The sequence below is a fragment of the Streptomyces sp. BE20 genome (assembly GCF_036322525.1).
Taxonomy (GTDB): Bacteria; Actinomycetota; Actinomycetes; order Streptomycetales; family Streptomycetaceae; genus Kitasatospora.
This window is the reverse complement of the sequence record NZ_JAQYWW010001017.1, coordinates 107,298-125,614: the sequence shown is the minus strand read 5'-3', so window position 1 is coordinate 125,614 and position 18,317 is coordinate 107,298. Positions and strand designations below refer to the sequence as shown.

The 18,317-nt window shown below is 73.6% G+C and carries 18 protein-coding genes and 1 riboswitch; of the genes, 10 read left to right on the top strand and 8 right to left on the bottom strand.

Annotated features, from left to right (window positions below):
• Nucleotides 1-6: 6 nt before the first annotated feature.
• On the bottom strand, nucleotides 7-801 hold the full coding sequence (locus PUR61_RS27820) for an alpha/beta hydrolase (RefSeq protein ID WP_329882179.1): 795 nt from the start codon (nucleotides 799-801) through the stop codon (nucleotides 7-9).
• A 232-nt stretch (nucleotides 802-1,033) separates the two neighbouring features.
• Between PUR61_RS27820 and PUR61_RS27815 the strand changes: the two genes are divergently transcribed.
• The 3 genes from PUR61_RS27815 to PUR61_RS27805 all read left to right on the top strand — a co-directional run bounded on the left by PUR61_RS27815 (nucleotide 1,034) and on the right by PUR61_RS27805 (nucleotide 3,907).
• Nucleotides 1,034-1,879: a lysophospholipid acyltransferase family protein gene (locus PUR61_RS27815; protein ID WP_329882178.1), complete on the top strand. Its 846-nt coding sequence runs from the start codon at nucleotides 1,034-1,036 to the stop codon at nucleotides 1,877-1,879.
• A gap of 38 nt (nucleotides 1,880-1,917) precedes the next feature.
• Nucleotides 1,918-3,123, top strand: a complete 1,206-nt coding sequence (macS, locus tag PUR61_RS27810) for a MacS family sensor histidine kinase (protein WP_329882177.1) — start codon at nucleotides 1,918-1,920, stop codon at nucleotides 3,121-3,123.
• Between the two features lie 91 nt (nucleotides 3,124-3,214).
• The gene (locus PUR61_RS27805) at nucleotides 3,215-3,907 is read left to right on the top strand and encodes a response regulator transcription factor (protein WP_329882176.1); all 693 of its coding nucleotides are present in this window, start codon (nucleotides 3,215-3,217) and stop codon (nucleotides 3,905-3,907) included.
• Between the two features lie 98 nt (nucleotides 3,908-4,005).
• Here the strand turns inward: PUR61_RS27805 and PUR61_RS27800 are convergent, their stop codons facing one another.
• Nucleotides 4,006-5,940, bottom strand: coding sequence for an anthranilate synthase family protein (locus PUR61_RS27800; protein ID WP_329882175.1), 1,935 nt, complete (start codon nucleotides 5,938-5,940; stop codon nucleotides 4,006-4,008).
• Between the two features lie 243 nt (nucleotides 5,941-6,183).
• Here PUR61_RS27800 and PUR61_RS27795 point away from each other — a divergent pair, with 243 nt between their 5' ends.
• Both PUR61_RS27795 and PUR61_RS27790 read left to right on the top strand, forming a co-directional pair.
• The gene (locus tag PUR61_RS27795) at nucleotides 6,184-7,596 is read left to right on the top strand and encodes a class II 3-deoxy-7-phosphoheptulonate synthase (protein ID WP_443035244.1); all 1,413 of its coding nucleotides are present in this window, start codon (nucleotides 6,184-6,186) and stop codon (nucleotides 7,594-7,596) included.
• Between the two features lie 196 nt (nucleotides 7,597-7,792).
• Entirely contained in the window at nucleotides 7,793-8,068 is a 276-nt protein-coding gene (locus PUR61_RS27790) for a (2Fe-2S)-binding protein (protein ID WP_329882173.1), read from the top strand.
• Nucleotides 8,069-8,076: 8 nt separating this feature from the next.
• Here PUR61_RS27790 and bfr read toward each other — a convergent pair whose 3' ends face one another.
• Nucleotides 8,077-8,556: a bacterioferritin gene (gene bfr / locus PUR61_RS27785; protein WP_329882172.1), complete on the bottom strand. Its 480-nt coding sequence runs from the start codon at nucleotides 8,554-8,556 to the stop codon at nucleotides 8,077-8,079.
• 210 nt (nucleotides 8,557-8,766) lie between these two features.
• Here bfr and PUR61_RS27780 point away from each other — a divergent pair, with 210 nt between their 5' ends.
• The gene (locus PUR61_RS27780) at nucleotides 8,767-9,405 is read left to right on the top strand and encodes a molybdopterin-dependent oxidoreductase (protein WP_380353387.1); all 639 of its coding nucleotides are present in this window, start codon (nucleotides 8,767-8,769) and stop codon (nucleotides 9,403-9,405) included.
• A gap of 31 nt (nucleotides 9,406-9,436) precedes the next feature.
• Here the strand turns inward: PUR61_RS27780 and pknB are convergent, their stop codons facing one another.
• The 4 genes from pknB to thiO form a co-directional block, all read right to left on the bottom strand.
• A complete protein-coding gene (gene pknB, locus PUR61_RS27775) occupies nucleotides 9,437-11,191 on the bottom strand; it encodes a Stk1 family PASTA domain-containing Ser/Thr kinase (RefSeq protein ID WP_329882207.1) in 1,755 nt (584 codons plus the stop codon).
• Nucleotides 11,192-11,319: 128 nt separating this feature from the next.
• Complete coding sequence (locus PUR61_RS27770; protein WP_329882170.1) at nucleotides 11,320-12,117, bottom strand: thiazole synthase; 798 nt, start codon at nucleotides 12,115-12,117, stop codon at nucleotides 11,320-11,322.
• 1 nt (nucleotide 12,118) lies between these two features.
• Complete coding sequence (gene thiS / locus PUR61_RS27765; RefSeq protein ID WP_329882169.1) at nucleotides 12,119-12,328, bottom strand: sulfur carrier protein ThiS; 210 nt, start codon at nucleotides 12,326-12,328, stop codon at nucleotides 12,119-12,121.
• Nucleotides 12,325-13,479: a glycine oxidase ThiO gene (thiO, locus tag PUR61_RS27760; RefSeq protein ID WP_329882168.1), complete on the bottom strand. Its 1,155-nt coding sequence runs from the start codon at nucleotides 13,477-13,479 to the stop codon at nucleotides 12,325-12,327. Before thiO ends, thiS begins: the two co-directional genes overlap by 4 nt.
• Nucleotides 13,480-13,482: 3 nt before the next feature.
• Nucleotides 13,483-13,595: riboswitch (TPP riboswitch) on the bottom strand.
• Between the two features lie 119 nt (nucleotides 13,596-13,714).
• Here thiO and PUR61_RS27755 point away from each other — a divergent pair.
• Genes PUR61_RS27755 through thiE form a run of 3 tightly spaced genes read left to right on the top strand, consistent with a single transcriptional unit; the run spans nucleotide 13,715 to nucleotide 15,991 of the window.
• Nucleotides 13,715-14,923, top strand: coding sequence for an NAD(P)/FAD-dependent oxidoreductase (locus PUR61_RS27755; protein WP_329882167.1), 1,209 nt, complete (start codon nucleotides 13,715-13,717; stop codon nucleotides 14,921-14,923).
• Between the two features lie 52 nt (nucleotides 14,924-14,975).
• Nucleotides 14,976-15,341 carry an Rv2175c family DNA-binding protein gene (locus PUR61_RS27750; protein WP_329882166.1) on the top strand — a complete coding sequence of 122 codons (366 nt, stop codon included), beginning with the start codon at nucleotides 14,976-14,978 and terminating at the stop codon, nucleotides 15,339-15,341.
• A complete protein-coding gene (gene thiE, locus PUR61_RS27745) occupies nucleotides 15,341-15,991 on the top strand; it encodes a thiamine phosphate synthase (RefSeq protein WP_329882165.1) in 651 nt (216 codons plus the stop codon). The genes PUR61_RS27750 and thiE overlap by 1 nt, the downstream gene beginning before the upstream one ends.
• Nucleotides 15,992-16,093: 102 nt before the next feature.
• Here thiE and PUR61_RS27740 read toward each other — a convergent pair whose 3' ends face one another.
• Nucleotides 16,094-17,200, bottom strand: coding sequence for a polyprenyl synthetase family protein (locus PUR61_RS27740; RefSeq protein WP_329882164.1), 1,107 nt, complete (start codon nucleotides 17,198-17,200; stop codon nucleotides 16,094-16,096).
• A gap of 184 nt (nucleotides 17,201-17,384) precedes the next feature.
• Between PUR61_RS27740 and metF the strand changes: the two genes are divergently transcribed.
• The gene (metF, locus tag PUR61_RS27735) at nucleotides 17,385-18,299 is read left to right on the top strand and encodes a methylenetetrahydrofolate reductase [NAD(P)H] (RefSeq protein ID WP_329882163.1); all 915 of its coding nucleotides are present in this window, start codon (nucleotides 17,385-17,387) and stop codon (nucleotides 18,297-18,299) included.
• Nucleotides 18,300-18,317 lie beyond the last annotated feature (18 nt).

Here is an 18,317-nt window from a genome sequence, read left to right as displayed (position 1 = left end):
GGCCCTTCAGCCTTGGTGATCGTCGGATTCCACCCGGGTGACGCCCGCCGCTTGCGCGGGAGCCAGCCGTCGGATGAAGTCCAGGCTGGCCGCGAATATTTCCGCCGCGTCGTGGTCCAGCGTCGCGACGTGGTAGCTGCGCTGGCACAGCCGCTCCGTCACGTCGGTCGAGGATATCCGGGCCAGCACCAGTTCGGAGTTGGCCGCCGAGACCACGTGGTCCTGCGGGCTGTGGAAGAGCAGGACCGGCTGGGTCACCTGTGGCAGCCGGTGCCGGACGTCCTTCCAGAGCAGGCTCAGCGACCAGGCGGCGTGCAGCGGCGTCCGGTCGTAGGCCAGCTCGGCCGCCCCGGCGCGGGCGATGTCGTCGGCCACCCCGGGCAGGCTCGGGACCAGGTGCCGCAGCACCGGCAGAAGCACACTCGCGGGGTTGTCCGACCGCACCGACGGGTTGACCAGGACCAGGCCGGAGATCACCGACCCGTGCACCGCGGCCAGCCGCAGCGCCAGCCCGCCGCCCATCGAGAGCCCGCACACGAAGACCTGCTCGCACTCTGCGGCGAGTGTCAGCAGCTCGCGCTCGACCTCGGCGTACCAGTCCTCCCACCGCGTCTGCTGCATGTCCTCCCAACGGGTGCCGTGCCCCGGCAGCAGCGGCAGCGCGACGGTGTGCCCGGCCGCGGCCAGCTCCTCCGCCCAGGGGCGGAGCGACTGGGGCGTGCCGGTGAACCCGTGACAGAGCAGGACGCCCACCGGTCCGCCCGGTCGGCGGTACGGTTCGGCGCCGGGCAGCAGCGGCATGGCGGGCTCCTTCGCGGGCGGGGACGCTGGAGAGGTGACGCCGGCCCGCGCCGGTGCGCGCTGGTCGGCGCACCGGTACGGGAGGCTGCGGAAACCGCATCGTCCCACGGGCCCGCCCGCGCCGTACACCCCCGCCTGACACCCCGCCGGACACCCCGGCGGGGCGGGGCGGGGCACGGGCGGGCACCGAAGGGCATTAGGATCGACCGGTCCGCAATACAGGAGGCCCGGGTTGTTCTACCGACTGATGAAGATGATCGTCGCGCCACTGCTACGGATCTTCTTCCGGCCGTGGATCGAGGGTGAGGAGAACATCCCCACCGAGGGTGCCGCGATCATCGCGAGCAACCACCTCTCCTTCTCGGACTCCTTCTTCTTCCCCGCGCTGATCAAGCGTCGGGTGACCTTCATCGCGAAGGCCGAGTACTTCACCACCCCGGGCCTCAAGGGCCGGCTGACCGCGGCGTTCTTCAAGGGCGTCGGCCAGCTCCCGGTGGACCGCTCGGGCGTGCGCGGCGCCGGCGAGGCGGCGATCCGCTCCGCGATCGCGGTGCTGGACCGCGGCGAGCTGTTCGGCGTCTACCCGGAGGGCACCCGTTCGCCCGACGGCAAGCTGTACCGCGGCAAGGTCGGCGGTCTGGCCCGCGTCGCGCTCGCCACCGGTGCGCCGGTCATCCCGGTCGCGATGATCGACACCGAGAAGGTGCAGCCGCCCGGCCAGGTGGTCCCGAACTTCGGTATCCGCCCGGGCATCAGGATCGGCCGCCCGCTGGACTTCTCCCGCTACCACGGCATGGAGAACGACCGGTTCATCCTCCGTTCGGTGACGGACGAGGTGATGTACGAGATCATGCGACTCTCCGGCCAGGAGTACGTGGACGTCTACGCGACCGCCGCCAAGCGGCAGATCGCCGACGACAAGAAGCGTGCGGACGCCGAGCGCAAGGCGGTCCAGAAGGCCGAGCAGGCCGCCGCCAAGGCCGAGAAGGCCGAGACGGAGAAGAGCGAGCAGGCGGAGGCCGACAAGGCCGCCGGACAGGCGCAGGACCAGCAGCAGAAGGAGACCGGGCCGGCCTGAGCAGGGCACCGGCCGGGCGTCGGGGGAGGACAGCGGGGATGACGGACGACGGCAGAACCGGGGCGGTCGGCGGGGCCGTGGCGGCCGGCGGCATGTCCGTCGAACACCCGCTCTGGCGGGCGATCTCCTACTTCCGGGTGCTGGCACTCGCCTACGCCCTGATCCGGTACTTCAACTCCTACCTGGAGTTCCTGCACCCCGTCGCCGGCTGGATCTACCTCGGGGCGCTGACCCTCTGGACGCTGGCCTCCACCCGCGCCTTCTCCGGCCCGCTGCGCTGCACCTGGTACGTGCTCGGCACCGACCTGACGCTCGCCGTCACCGGCATCGTGATGAGCGGGCTGACCGACGCGCCGTCCCGGATCAGCCACGGTGCGCCCACCCTGCCGACCATCTGGGCGGCCGGCACGGTGCTCGGCTTCGCCGGCCGCGGCGGCTGGCGCTGGGCGGCGGCGGCCGGTTCGGTGATCGGGGTGGCCAACATCCTCGGCCACGGGGGCCCGACCGGCGACAACATCCACAACATCGTGCTGCTCATGGTGGCCGGCTGCGCGATCGGCTACGTCATCGAACTGGCCCGGGCCAGCGAGGCGACCCTCACCCGGGCGCTCCAGGTCGAGGCGGCCACCCGGGAGCGCGAGCGGCTCTCCCGGGACATCCACGACGGGGTGCTCCAGGTGCTCGCCCTCGTCCAGCGCCGGGGCGCCGAACAGTCCGGCGGGGGCGCCGACTTCACCGAGCTCGGCCGGCTGGCGGGGGAGCAGGAACGCGCCCTGCGCACGCTGATGAGCGGCGGTCCGCTGCCCGCCCAGCGCGAGCCGGCGCAGCCGCAGGACCTGCGCGACCTGCTCACCCCCTACGCGGGCGAGCGGGTGACCCTCTCGGCGCCCGGCACACCGGTGCTGCTGCCCGCCGCTGCCGCCGGCGAGCTGGCCGCCGCCGTCGGGGCCGCGGTGGACAACGTCCGCCGGCACGCGGGGCCCGGGGCCGGCGCCTGGATCCTGGTCGAGGACGAGCCGGAGGCCGTCACGGTGTCGATCCGCGACGACGGCCCGGGCTTCGCGCCCGGTCGGCTCGGTGAGGCGGAGCGGGCCGGGCGGCTCGGCGTCTCCCAGTCGATCCGCGGCCGGCTGCTGGACCTCGGCGGCACGGCCGAGCTGTACTCGTCGCCGGGGGAGGGCGTCGAGGTCGAGCTCCGTGTCCCGCGCAGCGGTGTGCGGGACGTTCCGCACGGCGTCCGGTGAGAGCGCCGCGCGCCCGGTCCCGGGGTGGCTCCCGCGGCCTCCGGAAGACCTTCCGCCCGTCCGTGCAACCTGCCCTGAGAGGGTGCCGACCATGAACGACCGACCGACCGACCCGCAGCCGGCCGACCGGCCGGTGCGGGTCATGGTGGTGGACGACCACCCGATGTGGCGCGACGCCGTCTCCCGCGATCTCGCCGAGTCCGGCTTCGACGTGGTGGCCACCGCCGGTGACGGCGAGGAGGCCGTCCGCCGGGCCCGCGCCTGCTCCCCGCAGGTGGTGGTGCTCGACCTCAACCTGCCCGGACTGTCCGGCGCCGAGGCCTGCCGTCAGGTGGTCGCCCAGGATCCGACGGTGCGGGTCCTGGTGCTCTCCGCGAGCGGCGAGCACGCGGACGTGCTGGAGGCGGTGAAGTCCGGCGCGACCGGCTACCTCGTCAAGTCGGCCGGGCGGGAGGAACTGCTGGACGCGGTGCGCCGCACCGCCGTCGGCGACGCGGTCTTCACCCCGGGCCTGGCCGGGCTGGTGCTGGGGGAGTTCCGCCGGCTGGCCGCCGAGCCGGCCGCCCCGACGGCTCCCGCCGTTCCGCAGCTCACCGCCCGGGAGACCGAGGTGCTGCGACTGGTCGCCAAGGGCCTGTCCTACCGGCAGATCGCCGACCGGCTGGTGCTCTCCCACCGCACGGTGCAGAACCACGTCCAGAACACCCTGGGCAAGCTCCAGTTGCACAACCGGGTCGAGCTGGTCCGGTACGCGATCGAGCAGGGGCTGGACGACGAGATCTGACCCGGCGCCCGGAGCCTGACGGGGCGTGACGGGGCGTGCGGCGGCCGCGTGCGGACCGGGCGGGGGCGCGCTGCGGCGGGACCCCGCCCGGGGCGGGGTCAGCGGGTGACGGCCGACGCGTCGCGCAGCAGCCCGGCGACGATCCCCACGCCCTCCCGGGTGAGCACCGACTCCGGGTGGAACTGGAGCCCGGCGAAGCCCGGTCCGCGCAGCGCGTGCACGTCCCCGGTCAGCGGGTCGCGGGAGACCTCCACGCCCTCGGCGGCCAGCCGGGCCGCGTCCTCGGCCGAGCAGCGGGCGGTGAAGGTGTTGTAGAAGCCGACCGTCCGCCTGGTCCCGAAGAGGTCGACGGTCTCCTGGGCCCCCTGGTAGGGCACGTCCTTGCGGGCCAGCGGCAGGCCGAGCGCGGCCGACAGCAGCTGGTGGCTGAGGCAGACGGCGAGCAGCGGCGCGGTCCGCCGGCCGGCCCGGACGGCGGCGAGCGCGTCGGTGACGATCGGGCGCAGCACGGCCATCTTCGGGTCGTCGTCGGAGGCCGGGTCGCCGGGGCCGGGGCCGAGCACCAGCGGGCCGGGGTGGGCGGCGACCCGCGCGCGCAGGCCGGGTTCGTCGTACCGGACCACGGTGACCCGGTGGCCGAGCGAGGTCAGTAGGTGGGCCAGCATGGCGGTGAAGGTGTCCTCGCCGTCGACCACCAGGGTCTCCAGCTCCTCGGTGACCTGTGCGGGCTGCTGCATCCGCAGCCAGAACGGGGCCAGCCCGGCGCGCCGGGCGTCCAGCGCGGCCTGGACGCGGTGGTCGTCGCCGAGCCGCGGGCCCGTCGGGCCCGGGCGCCGGGAGGGGGCGGGGCGGGCGCCGATCGCGGTGAGCACCCCGGCCGCCTTGGCGTGGGTCTCGGCGACCTCGGAGTCGGGGTCGGAGTGCCGGACGAGGGTCGCGCCGACCCGGACGGCGAGGCGGCCGGTGGCCGGGTCGATGTCGGCGGCGCGGATGCAGATCGGTGAGTCGAGCAGCTGGCCGCCGCTGGCGGAGCGGCCGATCAGGGCGAGCGCGCCGGAGTAGTAGCCGCGCCCGCCGCGCTCGTACCGGCGGATCACCCGGGTCGCGTTCTGCACCGGGCTGCCGGTGACGGTGGCGGCGAACATGGTCTCCTTGAGCACCTCGCGGACGTCCAGCGAGGTGCGGCCGCGCAGCTCGTACTCGGTGTGCGCGAGGTGGGACATCTCCTTGAGCCGGGGGCCGAGGACCTGACCGCCGAGGTCGCCGACGGTGCACATCATCTTGAGCTCCTCGTCGACCACCATGGTCAGCTCCTCCAGCTCCTTGGCGTCGTGGAGGAAGGTGAGCAGCGAGTCGAGGTCGGCGCCGGCGGCCGGGTAGCGGTAGGTGCCGGAGATGGGGTTCATCACGACCGTCCCGCCGCTCTGCCGGACGTGCACCTCGGGCGAGGCGCCGACCAGGACGCGTTCGCCGGTGTGGACCAGGAAGGTCCAGTAGGCGCCGCGCTCCTGCTCCAGCAGACGGCCGAAGAGGGTGAGCGCCAGAGCGGGGGAGAAGTCCTCCAGCGTGGCGGTGAAGTCGCGCCTGATGACGAAGTTGGCGCCCTCGCCGCGTCCGATCTCGTCCTCGATCACCCGGCGGACGATCGTGGCGTACTCGTCGTCGGCGATGTCGAAGGCGCCGCCGGTGAGGGTGACGGGGGACCGGGGGAGGGCGTCGGCCAGGTCGGCCAGCGGTACGGCGTACTGCTCGGTGACCGAGAGCGCCTGGAGCGGGGTGTCGTCGTCGTGCGCCTCGAAGCCGCGTTCGCGGATCTGCCGGTAGGGGACCAGCGCGAGCAGGTCGTGGACGGGGCCGTCGGCGGGGACGCCGTGGCGGACCGGCAGGTCGGCCAGCCGGTCGTACCGGCCGACGGTGCCGAGCAGGACCTCGACGGTGTCCGGGGCGGTGCGGGGGGTGCGGCGGTGCAGCAGGGCGAAGGCCGGTGCGTCGGGGCCGGTGAGACGGGCGAGGAGATCGGCGGCGCTGGTCACGGTGCGGCGTTCCTTCCGGGTCGGTTGCGGTGCTGGAATCCGCTCCCGGGAGGGTCGTCCGCTGAAACGCCGACGGCCGCCCCGAGGGGCGGCCGTCGTGTTCGTCTAGGAACGCGCGATACGTGGGCCACCCAGGGGGTCGGCCCACCACCAGGAGGAGGTGCGCGGTGCGTTCACGGGATCGAGCCTAGCGGATGGCACGGGTGGCCGGGTGAGGAGGATCACCGGAAATTTGTCCGGCGGATGTCTCACCCCTCGGGCAGTGGTCACAAAACGGTCGGCGCACCCCGTAGCCTTGGCCGTGTGACCGTGACGACTGAGACATCCCGGATTGGCCACTCCTGGCAGTCCCTGCCCGCGGCGCAGCAGCCTGAATGGCCGGACCAAGAGGCTCTGCGCAAGACCCTTGCCGAGCTCGCCTCGTATCCGCCGCTCGTCTTCGCCGGTGAGTGCGACCAGCTGCGCGCCCGGCTCGGTGCCGTGGCCCGAGGTGAGGCGTTCCTCCTTCAGGGCGGCGACTGTGCCGAGGCCTTCGACGGCGTCTCGGCCGAACACATCCGCAACAAGCTGAAGACGCTGCTCCAGATGGCGGCCGTGCTGACGTACGCGGCCTCCGTCCCGGTGGTGAAGGTCGGCCGCATCGCCGGCCAGTACTCCAAGCCGCGCTCCAAGTCGACCGAGACCCGCGACGGCGTCACCCTGCCGGTCTACCGCGGTGACTCGGTGAACGGCTTCGACTTCACCCCGGAGTCCCGGATCCCGGACCCGGAGCGCCTGAAGCGGATGTACAACGCCTCCGCGGCGACGCTCAACCTGGTGCGCGCCTTCACCACCGGCGGCTACGCGGACCTGCGCCAGGTGCACGCCTGGAACCAGGACTTCGTGCGCAACTCGCCGGCCGGCCAGCGTTACGAGCAGCTCGCCCGCGAGATCGACAACGCGCTGGCCTTCATGAACGCCTGCGGCGTGGCGCCGGAGGAGTTCAAGACCGTCGAGTTCTTCTCCTCGCACGAGGCTCTGATCCTCGACTACGAGACCGCGATGACCCGGGTGGACTCCCGGACCGGCGATCTGTACGACGTCTCCGGCCACATGGTCTGGATCGGCGAGCGCACCCGCCAGCTGGACCACGCGCACATCGAGTTCGCCTCGAAGGTGCGCAACCCGATCGGCGTGAAGCTCGGCCCGACCACCTCGGTCGACGAGGCGCTCACCCTGATCGAGCGGCTCGACCCGGAGCGTGAGCCCGGCCGGCTCACCTTCATCACCCGGATGGGCGCGGGCAAGGTCCGCGACCACCTGCCCACCCTGGTGGAGAAGGTCACCGCCTCCGGCGCCCAGCCGGTCTGGATCTGCGACCCGATGCACGGCAACACCTTCGAGGCGTCCAGCGGCCACAAGACCCGCAGCTTCGACGACGTGCTCGACGAGGTCAAGGGCTTCTTCGAGGTGCACCGCGCGCTCGGCACCCACCCGGGCGGCATCCACGTGGAGCTGACCGGCGACGACGTCACCGAGTGCGTCGGTGGCGGCGACGAGGTGCTGGTCGACGACCTGCACCAGCGCTACGAGACGGCCTGCGACCCGCGGCTCAACCGCAGCCAGTCGCTGGACCTGGCGTTCCTGGTGGCCGAGATGTACCGCGGCGGGAACTGAGCGTCCGCCCCGGGCCGCCCGGGCCGCCGTCGAGCGGCGCACCGCGCGGACGATGTGACGAAAGCCCCTCCGGATTCGGGACTCCCGAGTCCGGAGGGGCTTTTTCGCACCCGGATCGCCGGGTAAGGTGAGGCTTAGTGAGCTAAGGCAATCCTTAGTCAAGATCCATTCCGCTTCACCCCCGGGAGAGACCGCGATGTACGTGTGCATGTGCCATGCGGTCACCGAGGCCCAGGTGAAGAAGGAGATCGACGCGGGCGCCAACACGCCGCGCCAGATCGCCAAGGGCTGCAAGGCGGGCACCGACTGCGGCTCCTGCGTCCGCCGGATCCAGGCCCTGCTCGGCGAGCACGGTGCACGGCCCTGCCCCACCGCCCGGCTCGCCGTCAGGCTGGGGCTCGCCGACCCGGAGGCGCCCGACGAGCCGGCGGTCGCTCCGGCGGGCCCGATGGCTCCGCTGCGCGCGGCCTGAGCCGGGACTCAGGACTCCGGCTGCTCGATCAGCTGGGCGAGGTACAGCGCCTCCCCGAGCCTCTCCAGCAGTTCGAGCTGGGTGTCGAGGTAGTCGATGTGGTGCTCCTCGTCCGCCAGGATGGACTCGAAGATGTTGGCCGAGGTGACGTCGTTCTTGGCCCGCATCACCACGATCCCGCGCTTCAGCCGGTCGATCGCCTCGACTTCGACCTGGCGGTCGGCCTCGAACATCTCCTTGACCGTCTGACCGATCCGGACGTGGAAGAGCCGCTGGTAGTTGGGCAGGCCGTCCAGGAAGAGGATCCGGTCGGTGAGGACCTCGGCGTGCTTCATCTCGTCGAACGACTCGTGCCGGGTGTACTTCGCGAGCTTCGTCCAGCCGAAGTTCTCCTGCATCTTGGCGTGCAGAAAGTACTGGTTGATTGCGGTCAGCTCGGCGGTGAGCTGCTCGTTCAGGAACTCGATGACTTCTGCGTCGCCCTTCATGGCGCTGCCTTCCTCTGTGCGTCCGGGAAACCTCGGCCGTACCCTCCGGCTGCACGCATCCTGGCACCGTCGCGGGAGGAAATTCCAGTAAGTTCACACTCACTAGGACATGTGTCGGAATATCCGATTTGCTTGTCCGTTGACCCGTACGGGCGGGGCGTGCGGGCCTGGAAAGGGGCGCGCGCCGGGCGCCGTCCGCCGTCTGTCACCATGGGATCCATGGGTCAGTCCGAACAAGAACCGCCGCCGCCGTCTGACCCGAGGCTCCCCCCGGGCCAGCGCGCCCGACGCGGCTGGCCTGCGCTGCACTACGGTCCGGTGCCCCGCTTCAAGCCGCTGACGTGGGACCTCCAGGTGTTCGGTGCGACCGCCTCGGCGGAGAAGCACAGCTGGGACTTCGACGGGTTCACCGCACTGCCCCGCACCACCGTCCGTGCGGACCTCCACTGCGTCACCAAATTCTCCGTGCTCGACAGCGAGTGGACGGGCGTGTCGGCCTCCGTCCTGCTGGAGCTGGCACCGCCGGCCGAGGACGTCAGCCACGTCATGGTCTGGGCCGAGTACGGCTACAGCGCCAACCTGCGGCTCGCCGACTTCGCCGACCCGGCGACGATCCTCGCGACCCACCGCAACGGTGAGGCCCTCACCGCCGAGCACGGCTTCCCGGTCCGGCTGGTCGTCCCCGGCCGGTACGCCTGGAAGGGGCCCAAATGGGTCCGCGCGGTCGAGTACATGCGGGCCGACCGGCGGGGCTTCTGGGAGGAACGCGGCTACCACAACCTGGCCGACCCCTGGCAGGAGCAGCGCTACTCCCACCAGGAGGAGCCGGGCGACGGGCCACTGCGCTGACCGCGCGGGCGGCCCGGCCGGCCGCGGCCGGCTAGAGGAACGGGAACGTGACCGTGACCACGGTGCGCTGAGGACGGCGCTCCCCGGCGGCCGGCGACTGGCCGGAGACCTTGCCGGTGCCGAACAGGTTCACCCCGCTGCTCTGCATGGCGAACCCGGCGGCCTGGAGCGCCTTCTCGGCCGCCTCCTTCGACATCCCGGCCACGTCCGGGACGGCCACCATGCCCTTGCTGACCACCAGCGAGACCGGCGTGTTCTCCGGGACCTGCTGCCCGGCCGCCGGTGAACTGCTGATCACCGATCCCTCCGGGACGGTGTCGCTGTGCGTCTCGGTCACCGTCCCGGCGGCCAGCTGCGCACCGGCCAGCGCCGAGGACGCCTGCGCGGACGGCTTGCCCGCCAGCTCGGGCACCGCGATCCGCTTCGGCCCCCGGGACACCGTGACCGTCACGGTGTCGCTCTTCCGGGCCCGCGCGCCGACGCCCGGGTCGGTGGAGATCACCAGCCCCGACGGCACGGTCTCGCTGTACACCTCGGTGAACCGGCCGTGCATGTCGGCGCCGTCCAGGATCCGCTGGGCCTCGGCCCGGTCCTTGCCGAGCACCCCCGGCACGGTGCCGTACAGCGCGCCGGAGAGCGCGTACGTGGTGCCGCCGACCAGCAGCACCAGGGCGGTCAGCACGGCCGTCCAGATCAGCGGCCGGCGGGGGAGGCGGCGCAGCCGGCCGGGGGCCCGGCGGGAACGGACCGGCGGCGGCTCGTCGTACGGGCGCGGCTCGGCGAGCAGCTGCTCCATCACGTCCGGCGGCACGTCCAGCACGCTGGTCCGCTCGACCGGGCGGCCGGCGGCGATCACCGAGGTGGGCTCGGCGGTCGGGTACTGCGGGCTGGGCCGGGTGGAGGCGGGCGGTTCGGCGTCCAGCTGGTCCGGGGTGAGCGTGCGGCGCACCCGCTGGAGGGCGGCGAGCAGCTCGACCGCGTCGTGGGGGCGGGCCGCGCGGTCGCGGGCGCAGGCGCCGGCCACTATCGCGTCCAGCCCGGGGCCGACGCCGGGCACGTCGGCGGAGGGGGCCGGAACGTCCTCGTGCAGGTGGCGGTACATCACCTGGACGGGGTTCTCGCCGGTGTGCGGGCGGTGTCCGGTGAGCATCTCGTAGAGCAGGATGCCGGCCGCGTAGACGTCCACCCGCTGGTCGGTCTCGTCGCCCGGTCGGATCTGTTCGGGCGCCAGGTAGGAGACGGTGCCGAGCACGGTGCCGGCGGTCGCGGCGGTGGAGGCGCCGTCGGCGGTGTTCAGCACCCGGACCAGTCCGAAGTCGGCGACCTTGACCAGGCCGTCGTCGGTGATCAGCACGTTCTCGGGCTTGACGTCGCGGTGGACCAGGCCGGCCCGGTGGGCGGCGCCGAGCGCGGCGAGCACCGGCTCCAGGATGTCCAGCGCGGCCCTGATGGAGAGCGCGCCGCGGTCGCGCAGCAGGTCGCGGAGGGTGCCGCCGGGGACGTACTCCATGGCGAGGAAAACGTTTCCGCCGTCCGCGCCCTGGTCGAAGACGTTGACCACGTTCGGGTGGGCGAGCCGGGCGACGGCCTTGGCCTCGCGGATGAACCGGGTCGTGAAGGCGGTGTCGCCGGCGAGCGTGGGGTGCATCACCTTGAGCGCCACGACCCGGTCGAGCCGGCTGTCGGTGCCCTGGTAGACGGTGGACATGCCGCCGGCCGCGATGCGCCGCTCGACCAGGTACCGGCCGTCGAGCAGGGTACCGATCAGGGGGTCGCGCAGTGCCATGTCCACCCGGCGAGTCTAGGGCTTGGGCCCCGGCCGGCCCCGGGAGGCACCGCTCCCGGGGCCGGTCTGTGCCCGGTTCGTGACACCGTGCGGCGGCGCCGGTGCCGGGGCCGGGTCGGAACGCCGGGTCAGAACGCCGGGTGCTCGCGGGTGTCCAGCTCGGCCCGGCCGGCCATCGCCGAGGAGGCCTCGGCGTGGAAGCGGCGCGGGATCCGGCCGGCCCGGTAGGCCAGCCGGCCGGCCTCGGCGGCGTGCCGCATCGCGTCGGCCATCAGCACCGGGTCCTGGGCGCGGGTGACGGCGGAGGCGAGCATCACGGCCGCGCAGCCCAGCTCCATCGCGAGCGCCACGTCGGAGGCGGTGCCGGCGCCGGCGTCCAGGATCACCGGGACGCCCGCGCTCTCCACGATCAGCTGGAAGTTGTGCGGGTTGCGGATCCCCAGGCCGGAGCCGATCGGCGAGCCGAGCGGCATGATCGCCGCGCAGCCGACGTCCTCCAGCTTCCGGGCCAGCACCGGGTCGTCGTTGGTGTACGGCAGGACGGTGAAGCCGTCGTCGACCAGGATCTCGGCGGCGTCCAGCAGTTCGATCGGGTCCGGCAGGAGGGTCCGCTCGTCGGCGATCACCTCCAGCTTCACCCAGTCGGTGCCGAGCGCCTCGCGGGCCAGCCGGGCCGTCAGCACGGCCTCGCCGGCGGTGAAGCAGCCCGCGGTGTTGGGCAGCACGCGGATGCCGTTGCGGGTCAGCACGTCGAGGACCGAGCCCTGGGTGGCGGCGTTGACCCGGCGCATCGCCACCGTGGTCAGCTCGGTGCCCGAGACCCGCAGCGCCTGCTCCAGGACCTCCAGGCTGGGGGCGCCGCCGGTGCCCATGATCAGGCGCGAGCCGAAGGCGGTACCGGCGATGGTGAAGGCGTCGTCGGCCATGTCAGCCTCCCTGGACGGCGGTGAGGATCTCGATCCGGTCGCCGGCGGAGAGCTCCGTGCGCGGCCAGTCGGTGCGTGGCACCACGGTCTCGTTCAGCGCGGCGGCGACCCCGGAGTGGGCCCGGCTGAGCGTGGCCACCACCTCGGCGAGGGTGGTCGGGGCGGCGACCGTCCGGGGCTCGCCGTTGACGTGCAGGGTGATGTCGCTCATGCGGGGACCTTCGTGAAGCGGGCGGGGGAGAACGGCTCGGCGAGGTCCGGCGTCACGCCGGTGGCCAGATACTCGGCGAGCAGGTCGCCGGTGACCGGGGTGAGCAGCACCCCGTTGCGGTAGTGACCGGTGGCCGCGACCAGGCCGGGCAGCGCGGTCGGGCCGAGCAGCGGCGCGTTGTCGGGCGAGCCCGGGCGCAGACCGGCGGCGGTCTCGGTCAGCGGCAGCTCGGTGATGCCGGGGACCAGCTCGTGGGCGTCGCGGAGCAGCTCGTACACGCCGCCGGCGGTGACCGTGGTGTCGTACCCCTGCTCCTCGCTGGTGGCGCCGATCACCAGCTCGCCGTTCTCCCGCGGCACCAGGTAGAGGTGCTGTCCGCGGACCACCGCGCGGACGTTGCGGGAGAGGAACGGCCGGTACGCCGCGGGGACCAGCAGCCGCAGGATCTGGCCCTTGACCGGGCGGATCGCCGGCAGCACGCCCTCCGGCAGCCCCGGCAGCAGGTGGCTGCGGGAGCCGGCGGCGAGGACGACCTGGTCGGCGGTGACGCTTTTGCCGGTGGACAGCCGGGCGCCGACGGCGCGGTCGTGCTCGACCAGCAGTCCGACGGCCTCGGCGCGGTGCAGGAGCACGCCTGCGCGCTCGCAGGCGCGCACCAGGGCCCCGGCGAGCCGGCGGCCGTCCACCTGGTGGTCGTCGGTGACGTGCAGGCCGCCGCGGACGCCCGGGGCGAGCATCGGCTCCAGCCGGCGGGCCTCGCGGCCGGTGAGCCACTGCGAGTCCAGGCCGAGCCTGCGGTGGAAGTCGTGCAGTTCGCGCAGTTCCGCGCGGTCGTCGGAGTCCAGGGCGACCGCGATCGTGCCGCACTGCCGGTAGCCGGTGTCCTGGCCGCCGCTCGCCTCGGTGAGCTCGGCGGCGAAGGCCGCGTAGCGCTCGTTGGAGGCCATGCCGAGGCGCAGCAGCGGCTCCTCGCCGTACTGGAGCTCGGTGACCGGGGCGAGCATCCCGGCCGCGACCTGGGCGGCGCCGCCGCCGTGCGCCGGGTCGGCCACGACCACGCGGAGCCCGCGCTGGGCCGCCCGCCAGGCGACCGCGAGTCCGATGACGCCGCCGCCTATCACCAGCACGTCGGCATGGGCGCCTTTCGCCAAGCGTGTCAAAGTCGCTGCTCTCCCTTCGCCGGTATGACCCGGATCAGGTTCGGACGGTCGCAGGCCGTTCCAGCCCGCCTCTCAGCCCGGTACGCCGGGCTCCCGTGATGGTGCCCCCACCATAACTCCGGGGGGTGCGGCCGTTGAAGGCGCGTACGAGGGGCGGAACGGGCCCCGGGCGGGCCGCCCGGACCGGACCGGAGGGCCCGGGGCCGGGCTGGGTACAGTGACGGGCGTGGCGGACAAGAGCGGGGCGGACCGGACGGATCAGGTGGTCGTGGTCGGCGCGGGGCTGGCGGGGGCCCAGTGCGCCCTGGTGCTGCGGCGCGACGGCTGGCAGGGGCGGATCGTGCTGGTCGGCGCGGAACCGCACGCGCCGTACGACCGGCCGCCGCTCTCCAAGGACGTGCTGCTCGGCAAGGCCGACACCACCGCCCTCGACCTCGACTTCGGGCAGCTGGACGTCGAGCTCCTCACCGGCCGCCGGGCCACCGGCCTCACCCCCGGCGTGCTGCACACCGACGCCGGCGACCTGCCCTACGGCTCGCTGGTGATCGCCACCGGCGCCGAACCGCGCGCCCTGCCCGGCGCCGAGCGGGCCCACCTGCTGCACACCGTGGACGACGCGCTCGCCCTGCGCGCCCTGCTCCGCCCGGGCCTGCGCCTGGTGCTGGTCGGCGCGGGCTGGATCGGCGCCGAGGTGGCCACCGCCGCCCGGGCCGCCGGCTGCGAGGTGACCGTCGTCGAGGCGGGCCCGGCCCCCGTCCCCGGCGCCCTGCCCACCGAGATCGGCCGGGTGATGGCCGGCTGGTACGCCGAGGCGGGGGTCGAGCTGCGCTGCGGCGTGGGGGTCGCCGCCGTCGAACCGGGCGCGGTGCTGCTCGCGGACGGCTCGCACCTGCCGGCCGACGAGGTGGTGGTCGGCGTCGGGGCCCGCCCGGCGACCGGCTGGCTGGCCGGCTCCGGCGTGGAGCTGGACGCGGCCGGCGCCGTCCTGGTGGACGAGCGGCTGCGCACCGGCCTGCCCCGCGTCTTCGCGGCCGGCGACTGCGTCAGCTACCCCTCGGCGCGCTCCGGCGTCCGCCTGGCCGTCCAGCACTGGGACCACGCGCTGCAGTCCGCCACGGCGGCGGCGGCCTCGGTGCTCGGCACGGACGCGCCGCCGTACGACCCGGTGCAGTACTTCTGGTCCGAGCAGTTCGGCCGCAGGGCGCAGTACGCCGGGCGGCACGCCGAGGGCGACGAACTGCTCTGGCGCGGTTCGCCGGACGGGCCGGACTGGTCGGTGCTCTGGCTGCGCGACGGCGCCCTGCGCGCGCTGCTCGCCGTCGACCGCCCGCGTGATCTGACCCAGGGCCGACGGCTGGTCGAACGCGGTGCGGTGCTGGACAGGGCCCGTGCGGCGGACCCCGCGGTACCGCTGAAGTCGGCCGTCGCCGGGTAGTCCGCGGGGCCGATTGGTGCGCGGCGGGCCGCGGAGGTGGCAGTCTGGTGACGTGAGTGAGATCGAAAGCAAGATTGAAGCCCTGGTCACCGACTGGATGTACCTGCCCGACATCTCGGAGCAATGGGGGGTCCGGGTCACCGAGGTGCGTGACATGGTCAAGCACGGCGGACTGATCGCCGTGCGCCGCGGCCCGAACAGGTCGCTGCAGGTCCCGGCCGCGTTCATCGACGGCACCGGGCTGGTCAAGCACCTGTCCGGAACGCTGACCGTGCTGCGTGACTGCGGCTACAACGACGTGGAGATCCTGGAGTGGCTCTTCACCGAGGACCCGTCGCTCCCCGGCAGCCCGATCCAGGCGCTGCAGGAGAACCGCGGCACCGAGGTCAAGCGCCGCGCCCAGGCGATGCTGATCTGATGGCGGCCGACACCCGGCGTCGGAGTCTCGCCGACGCCCGGCTCTACCTGTGCACCGACGCCCGCCGTGAGCAGGGCGACCTCGCCCAGTTCCTCGACGCGGCGCTGGCCGGCGGGGTGGACATCGTCCAGCTGCGGGACAAGGGCCTGGAGGCCAGGCAGGAACTCGCGGCGCTGGAGGTCTTCGCCGACGCCTGCCGGCGGCACGGCGCGCTGCTCGCCGTCAACGACCGCGCCGACGTCGCCCATGCGGCCGGACCGGACGTGCTGCACCTCGGGCAGGACGACCTGCCGGTGCCGGCCGCCCGCGCGATCCTCGGCGACGACGTACTGATCGGGCGGTCCTGCCACGCCGAGTCCGAGGTGGACGCGGCGATCGCGGAGCCCGGCGTGGACTACTTCTGCACCGGGCCGGTCTGGCCGACCCCCACCAAGCCGGGCCGCCACGCGCCGGGCCTCGGCCTGGTCTCGTACGCGGCCGGGCGGCCCACCGACCGGCCGTGGTTCGCCATCGGCGGCATCGACCTGGGCAACCTGGACGAGGTGCTGGCCGCGGGCGCCCGCCGGGTCGTGGTGGTCCGGGCGATCACCGGCGCGGACGACCCGGGGGCCGCGGCCGCCGAGCTCGCCCGCCGGCTGCGCGCCGTCTAGCCGAAGCCGGACGGCTGGGCGGCCGTCCGGTCCGGGGCCCATGCCCGGGACCGCCGTCCGGGGTACGGCCGACCGGCCGCCTGCCTCCTCCGCCGTCCGCGGTCAGTACTGGCGGACGGTGGCGGCCTCGGCCAGCGCCAGCAGCACCTCGCGGGCCCGCTCGTCCGCCAGCGGCGCCGCCGCCAGCGCGGCCAGCGACTGCCGCATCAGCTCCTCGATCCGCTGCTCGACCACGTCCGGCGCGCCGGAGCGGGCCACCAGCCCGCGCAGCTCGGCGACCTCCGGGGCGGCCAGGTCGGGGGCGCCCAGCCGCTCGTCCAGGTGCCGGGCGTCGGCGGCCGACAGGCCCCGCATGGCGTGCGCCACCAGCAGCGTCCGCTTGCCCTCGCGCAGGTCGTCCCCGGCCGGCTTGCCGGTGACCGCGGGGTCGCCGAAGACGCCGAGCAGGTCGTCCCGCAGCTGGAACGCCTCGCCCAGCGGCAGTCCGAACGCCCCGTACGCCTCGACCAGCTCAGGCGGGGCGCCCGCCAGTAGCGCGCCGACCTGCAGCGGCCGCTCGATCGTGTACTTGGCCGACTTGTAGTGCAGGACGGTCTGCGCCCGGTCCAGCGCGCCCTCGTCGGCGGAGTCCCCGGCGACCGGCTCCAGCACGTCCAGGTACTGGCCGACCATCACCTCGGTGCGCATCAGGTCGAACATCGGCTTGGCGGCCAGCACCGCGGCCGGTTCCAGGCCCGAGTGCAGGAACAGCTCGTCGCACCAGATCAGCAGCAGGTCGCCGAGCAGCACCGCCGCCGAGGCGCCGTACTGCTCGCGGTCGCCGCGCCAGCCGTGCTCGCGGTGGAGCGCCTCGAACCGGCGGTGCACCGAGGGCAGACCGCGCCGGGTGTCGCTGCGGTCCATCAGGTCGTCGTGGACCAGCGCGCTGGCCTGGAGCAGCTCCAGGGCCGCCGCCGCCCGGTCGATCCCGCTGCTCGCCGCCGGGCCGCCGGCGCCGCGCCAGCCCCAGTAGCAGAACGCCGGGCGCAGCCGCTTGCCGCCGTCCAGCAGGAAGTCGCGGAGCGCGTCGGCGACCGGCCCCAGCTGTGGGGAGATCTTGCCGAGCAGGGCCGACTGGCCGCCCATGAAGCCGGCGAGGGCGGCGTTGACACGCTCGCGCACGTCCTCCACGTCAATGGGGTTGGCCGGCCGCTGGCGGGACGAGGTCACGATGGGACTCCGGAGGTCGCTGGGGTTCAGCCAGGGTATCCGGGCGGGCAGGAACAACTGTACGGACGAGCCTCGGCCGCCCGGGTGAACGGCAGTGGCGGGGAACCGGAACGCCGTCCACCTGTTGTCTCAAAATCTGGGACCGAGTTGTCCGCGCCCTCCGCCCGGCGGCTAACCTGCCAGCATGGCACTAGGTATCGCTTCCACCAGACCGGACCGCGCGCTGACGGTCCGCGAACTCCTGGCAGCCGGCAAGCGGTCCTTCTCCTTCGAGTTCATGCCACCGCGCACCGAGGCCGGCGAGCAGAAACTCTGGGACGCCATCCGGCGGCTCGAACCGCTCGACCCCAACTTCGTCTGCATGACCTACGGCGCGGGCGGCTCCTCGCGCGAGCGCACCGTCAACATGGTCGGCCGGATCGCCACCGAGACCACGCTGACCCCGGTCGCCCACCTGACCGCCGTCGACCACTCGATCGCCGAGCTGCGCAACATCATCGGCCAGTACGCCGACCAGGGCGTGCGGAACGTCCTCGCGGTGCGCGGCGACCCGCCCGGTGACCCGACCGGCGAGTGGGTCAACCACCCGCAGGGCGTCACCTACGCCTACGAGCTGGTCGAGCTGATCAAGGGCATCGGCGACTTCTGCGTCGGCGTGGCGGCCTCGCCGAACATGCACCCGCGGTCGACCGACTGGGACGAGGACATCCGGCACTTCGTGGCGAAGATCCGCTCCGGGGCCGACTACGCGATCACCCAGATGTTCTTCGAGGTCGACGACTACCTGCGGCTGCGCGACCGGGTGACGGCCGCCGGCTGCGAGGCGCCGATCATCCCGGAGATCATGCCGGTCACCAACGCCAAGCAGCTGGAGCGGTTCCCCGAGCTGAGCGGTTCGGCCTTCCCGGTCGACCTGGAGGCCCGGCTGCGGGCCGTGATCGACGACCCGGCGGCGCTGCGCGAGGTCGGCATGGAGCACGCCACCGCGATGTCCGAGCGGCTGCTGGCGGAGGGCGTCCCCGGGCTGCACTTCATCACGCTGAACCACTCGACGGCCACCCTGGAGATCTACCAGAACCTCGGCCTGCACCGGCGCTGAGCTGCGCCGGAGCCTTGT